We start from the raw sequence: 5,205 nt of genomic DNA, 5'->3' as shown, positions 1-5,205 counted from the left end.
GAGTCAGGCCCGCCTGGCCATCGAAAGCTTCATCGAAGCCTACGAGCCGCGCCTGAGCAACGTGCGTGTCATTTCCCTGCCGCGTGACCACGATCAGCTTCGCCTGTCCTTCAGCATCGAAGGCCTGTTGGAAGTTGAGGGTTTCAAGCGTCAGGTCAGTTTCGCCGCGCGCCTGGATGGCAGCGGTCAAGTCAAGGTCAACTAAGGAGAACCCCGATGTCTGGCAAACCAGCAGCACGTGTATCCGACCCAACCGCTTGCCCGCTCCCCGGCCACGGCACAAACCCGATCGCCGCCGGTTCCGGCGACGTGTTCTTCGACGGCCTCGCGGCCGCCCGCCAAGGCGATGCCTCGGCGTGTGGTGGTGCGTTGGTCGGCGATCTGGCGACCACGGTTTTGATCAATGGCAAGCCGGCTGCGATCGTAGGTTCGGTTGGTACTCACGGCAATAAAGTCACGGCAGGTTCCGGGACAGTGATTATCGGTAATTCGCACTCGCCGGCGCCGTTTGTGCCACCAATTCCGTTGAACATATTTGGCTTTGATGTACGTGTTCAGTTAATGGACCCAGTATCGGGAGCCCCACTTAAAAATATTGCATACACCGCTACGCTTGAGGATGGTTCGGAAATTCGAGGCGTAACAGACGATACCGGACTATCCAAGTCGCTGGGCTCAAAAGCTCAAGTCCAAAATATACAAATTTCGGCTATACCAAACTGGTTGGTTAGGGGAGAGTGAAATGCCTCAAGCCGTAAAAGTCGCAACTGTAGCGACCACTCCTGCTAAGGATAAGACCCCAGTACAAATTTACTTGGTAAGTGATCATGATTTTGTGATTCCTGTTGTGTTTCCGGACTACAAAATTCATGTGGAGGCTTTGGGTATTAGTCATAAGTTCTCTGACCTAGGTCACGCAGGTGTACTAATTGTCAACGGTAAAACGGGGCTGACGAAGTACGGAGAGTACGGGCGTTATGAAGGAGCAGGTCCACCGGGAATTGTGAGGTTACGCCCTGTTCCTAATGTGACGATCAAAGGCGGAGCGATTACTGAGTCATCACTCAAAAAAACGTTGAGAAGTATGTCTTTAGCTTATGGTCAGTCGAGCAATGTGTCTGGGGTTGTACTCAGGGGGGCCGCTTTTTCTCAGGCCGAAGCGTGGCTTAAAAATAAAGAAAAAGACAACGACAACATGAATAGAGAACCGTACAGCATAAGAAGCCACAACTGCATGACGTTTGTGGCTGATTTAGTTGATAGTCTGGATCTCGGTGCGCCTAAAAGATCCTATTTTGCAGTGATACCAAAAGATTATATGGAGGATTTCCAAGAAACAAAGCCAGATCTGGATTACACATTCAGCAGCGATACGTTGGAGATAAAAGATTGATCTGGTTGAAGCGTTTTCTGATGGCCGTTGGTGCACTGTCTCTGTTGATAGCATTCGGGGTAATGTTTTTTATGGATTTTTCAGAAGATAAGCCGCATGTACTCAGCGAATATCCAAATGCTCATTGGAGAGGTGGTGCTGATGGAGGTCAATACATTGAAGTGACTAAGTCAGAACCTCCATATTATTTCGTTCAAGTCAGGCATGAAAGTGGTGAGTTGTGGGATGAAGGATGGCTCAAGTTTGGAGACGAGAATAGCGAGCCACTCACATCTAACAGTGTAATTGCCTTTTCAGGAGAAGGTGTTATTTATCTTCAGCAACGCAAAGTCCTAAGTTCTGAAAAAGCTAAAGCGAAATAGCTATGAGCAAATATTGAAAGACATTCTTGGGTATACGTTGGAAGCTGATGAAAATATCTGAAGCAGGTGAAATTCAAGGCTACCTCGCCTTTGTTGCCGACAGCGACCTGTTCGGCTGGCTGGCCCTGTTGAGCTTTTTTTTACTCGCGGCAGCAATTTTTCCCGCTGCTCGGAATTCGCGCCTGCACCGTGTGATGACGTTTTCGGTTCTGGTAGCCATTGTTGCTATCCATGGCTTTGGTTCGTGGTATGGGAATTTGAGGCTTGCATGAGTAGCTACGTTCGTCTCGCCCTATGCCTATTAATCCACGCCCTCGGATGCGTGGCTTATGCATTTTTGAATGACGCGGTTGTGCATGCTTACAAGCTTTTTAACGGCGGATTTACCTCCCATGGTGTCGCCATCGGCATTGCGACTTACGCACTGTTTTACATTTTTCTGGGCGTCAACCTGATCGTTGCGCTGATTCCAAGTCTGGTCGCCAAGCTGGCCATCCTTTTTCTGATGGTGGGCTTCATCCTGCTCTGGATGCTACCCGACAACCCGTTAAGAGCCCTGTTCTACGGCGTGGCCCAAGGCTGCGTCACGTTGCTGGCGATCCTCACCACTCAAGTCATCGAGTTGCGTTGGGCTTTGCGAAACATCGCAGGTCGCATTGAGCCAAATCGGCCTGCAGGTGCAATCCAATGACCAGGTCGGGCGTCGAGCGTAACCCACAGGTCGGTATTTCCATGAGTTCCACTACCAGGCAGGTAACCCGTGTCCTTTAACCACTACTACCAAAGCGAACTCACCGCACTGCGCCAATTAGGTCGCCGTTTCGCCGAGCGTAGTCCGGCGTTGGCGCCGTATCTGGGGCAGGCCGGGCGGGACCCGGATGTGGAGCGGTTGCTGGAAGGCTTTGCGTTTCTGACCGGGCGCCTGCGGCAGAAGCTTGATGACGAGTTGCCGGAACTCAGCCATTCGCTGATGCAGTTGCTGTGGCCGAACTACATGCGGCCGCTGCCGGCGTTCAGCATTCTGCAGTTCGATCCGTTGAAGCGTTCCGGGCCCGCGTTGAAGGTCGAGCGGGATACGCCGATTGAAAGCAAACCGATTGAAGACGTGCGTTGCCGCTTTCGCACCTGCTACCCGACCGAGGTGTTGCCGCTGGATCTGGCCGCGCTGAATTACTCGGTGAAGGGCGACGGTTCGCTGCTCAGCCTGCGTCTGGAAATGAGCGCCGACGGTCATCTCGGCGAGCTCGAACTGAGCAAGCTGCGCCTGCACCTTGCCGGTGAGCGCTACATCAGCCAGATGCTTTACCTGAGCCTGTTGCGCAATCTGGAAGGCATCGAGTTGATCCCGCTCGACGGCGCCGGCAAGCCGATTGATGGCGTCAGCGGCAAGCCGATGGCGTTCAAGATTCCCGGGGACCGGGTCAAACCGGTGGGCTTTGCCGAAGAAGAAGCGTTGATCCCGTATCCGCTGAACACCTTCCGGGGCTATCGCTATCTGCAGGAATACTTCGCCTTCCAGGACAAATTCCTGTTCGTCGACGTCCATGGTCTGGACATTCTCAAGGCGCTGCCGGAAGACACGCTCAAGCAGATGCGTGGCCTGGAATTGCGCTTCGATATTCGCAAGAGCGGCATCATGCGCATGCGTCCGACTTTGGACAACGTGAAGCTGTTCTGTACGCCTATCGTCAACCTGTTCAAGCACGATGCGCTGCCGATTCGTCTCGACGGCAAGCAGGACGAATACCTGCTGCTGCCGGCCGAATACGATCAGGAAAACTGCGGTGTGTTCTCGGTGGAAACCGTGACTGGCTGGAAGCCCGGCGGCCTCGGTTATCAGGAATACGTGCCGTTCGAATCCTTCGAGCACGACCCGAGTTTCGACGTGCCCAACAGCCGTCCGCATTACAGCATTCGCCAACGTTCATCCTTGTTGCACGACGGCCTCGACACCTATCTGAGCTTCGGCATTCGTCACACCGAAGCCCACGAAACCCTGTCGATCGAGCTGATGTGCACCAATCAGAACCTGCCGCGCAAGCTCAAGCTGGGCGACATCTGCATGGCATGCGAGGAAACCCCGGAGTTCCTCAGTTTCCGCAACATTACCCCGGCCACTTCGAGTTTTGCGCCACCGCTGAATCGTGACTTCCTGTGGAAGCTGATCAGCAACATGTCGCTCAACTATCTGTCGCTGGCCGACGTCAATGCGTTGAAGGTGATTCTCGAAACCTACGACCTGCCGCGCTACTACGACCAGCACGCGGAGAAGGTCAGCAAACGCCTGCTCGGCGGCCTCAAGAACATCAAGCACCACCACGTGGACCGGTTGCACCGTGGCTTGCCGGTGCGCGGTTTGCGCACCGAACTGACCATCGACCCGGAAGGGTATATCGGCGAGGGCGACCTGTTCGTTTTCGCCTCGGTTCTTAACGAGTTTTTCGCGCTTTACGCCAGTCTCAATTCATTCCACGAGCTGCGGGTAAAAAGCACACAGGGAGAGGTGTACCAATGGACACCACGTATGGGCCTTCAGCCCCTGCTTTAAGCGGGCTGACCAAAGGTATACGCGAGTACTCGCTGTTTCAGGCCGTGCTGCTGGTGATCGACCGGCTGCGCGATGCGCACCCGTACCTGAGCGAAGACGATCTGTACGACCAGCTGGAATTCCAGGCCAACCCGAGCCTGGGCTTTCCCGGCAGCGACGTTGATCGCGTGGAGTTTTTCGAAGAGCACGGGCAGATGCGCGCGCGCCTGCGGTTCAACCTGATCGGCCTGGTCGGTTCGGGTTCGCCGCTGCCGGCGTTTTATGGTGAACAGGCCTTGGGTGACAGCGAGGACGGCAACCCGACCCGCAACTTCCTCGACCTGTTTCACCATCGCCTGCAACGTCTGATGCTGCCGATCTGGCGCAAGTATCGCTACCGCGCAAGTTTCCAGAGCGGTGCGCTCGACCCGTTCTCGGCGCAGTTGTTCGCGCTGATCGGTCTGGGTGGCGAAGACATTCGCAAGGCCAAGGAACTGAACTGGAAACGCCTGCTGCCGTACCTCGGCCTGCTCAGCTTGCGGGCGCACTCGGCGGCGCTGATTGAAGCGGTGCTGCGTTACTACTTCAAGCACGAAGACCTGGTCATCGAGCAGTGCATCGAGCGCCGCGTGGAGATCCTCGAGGAGCAACGCAATCGCCTCGGCCGCGCCAACAGCGCGCTCGGTGAAGACCTGGTGCTCGGCGAACATGTGCGCGACCGCAGCGGCAAGTTCCGCATTCACATCACCGAACTCGACTGGGAGCGATTCCACGAATTCCTGCCGATCGGTTTCGGTTACCAGCCGCTCTGCGCGCTGGTGCGGTTCACGTTGCGTTACCCGCTCGATTACGACTTTCGCCTGGTGCTGCGCCCGGAATAAATCCGCGAACTGCGCATTGGTGAGAAGAACGACTGTCGCCTT

7 protein-coding genes and 1 pseudogene are annotated in these 5,205 nt (G+C 55.3%); all 8 read left to right on the top strand.

The annotated features are described in order from the left end of the window. Positions 1 to 205, top strand: a 205-nt coding sequence (tssE, locus tag ACIOZM_RS31160) for a type VI secretion system baseplate subunit TssE (protein ID WP_401221403.1), incomplete at its 5' end; no start/stop codon positions are given. Positions 206 to 216: 11 nt separating this feature from the next. Then, positions 217 to 741 (top strand): PAAR domain-containing protein, encoded by a 525-nt coding sequence (locus tag ACIOZM_RS31155; protein WP_401221400.1) that lies wholly within the window; start codon positions 217 to 219, stop codon positions 739 to 741. Between the two features lies 1 nt (position 742). After that, on the top strand, positions 743 to 1,393 hold the full coding sequence (locus tag ACIOZM_RS31150) for a hypothetical protein (RefSeq protein ID WP_098966309.1): 651 nt from the start codon (positions 743 to 745) through the stop codon (positions 1,391 to 1,393). Positions 1,394 to 1,398: 5 nt separating this feature from the next. Continuing rightward, positions 1,399 to 1,755 (top strand): hypothetical protein, encoded by a 357-nt coding sequence (locus tag ACIOZM_RS31145; protein ID WP_225136803.1) that lies wholly within the window; start codon positions 1,399 to 1,401, stop codon positions 1,753 to 1,755. Between the two features lie 47 nt (positions 1,756 to 1,802). Further along, positions 1,803 to 2,027, top strand: a complete 225-nt coding sequence (locus ACIOZM_RS31140) for a hypothetical protein (protein WP_401221396.1) — start codon at positions 1,803 to 1,805, stop codon at positions 2,025 to 2,027. After that, positions 2,024 to 2,446 carry a hypothetical protein gene (locus ACIOZM_RS31135; RefSeq protein ID WP_401221393.1) on the top strand — a complete coding sequence of 141 codons (423 nt, stop codon included), beginning with the start codon at positions 2,024 to 2,026 and terminating at the stop codon, positions 2,444 to 2,446. The genes ACIOZM_RS31140 and ACIOZM_RS31135 overlap by 4 nt, the downstream gene beginning before the upstream one ends. Before the next feature lie 69 nt (positions 2,447 to 2,515). Further along, complete coding sequence (tssF, locus tag ACIOZM_RS31130) at positions 2,516 to 4,303, top strand: type VI secretion system baseplate subunit TssF (RefSeq protein ID WP_401221390.1); 1,788 nt, start codon at positions 2,516 to 2,518, stop codon at positions 4,301 to 4,303. Beyond that, a pseudogene (gene tssG, locus ACIOZM_RS31125) lies at positions 4,267 to 5,160 on the top strand (type VI secretion system baseplate subunit TssG); the annotation flags it as partial. The gene tssF and the pseudogene tssG, both read left to right, overlap by 37 nt. Positions 5,161 to 5,205 lie beyond the last annotated feature (45 nt).

This window comes from Pseudomonas sp. NPDC087346 (genome assembly GCF_044744235.1).
In the GTDB taxonomy this organism is placed as follows: Bacteria; Pseudomonadota; Gammaproteobacteria; order Pseudomonadales; family Pseudomonadaceae; genus Aquipseudomonas.
This window is presented reverse-complemented; position numbering and strand designations above follow the sequence as displayed.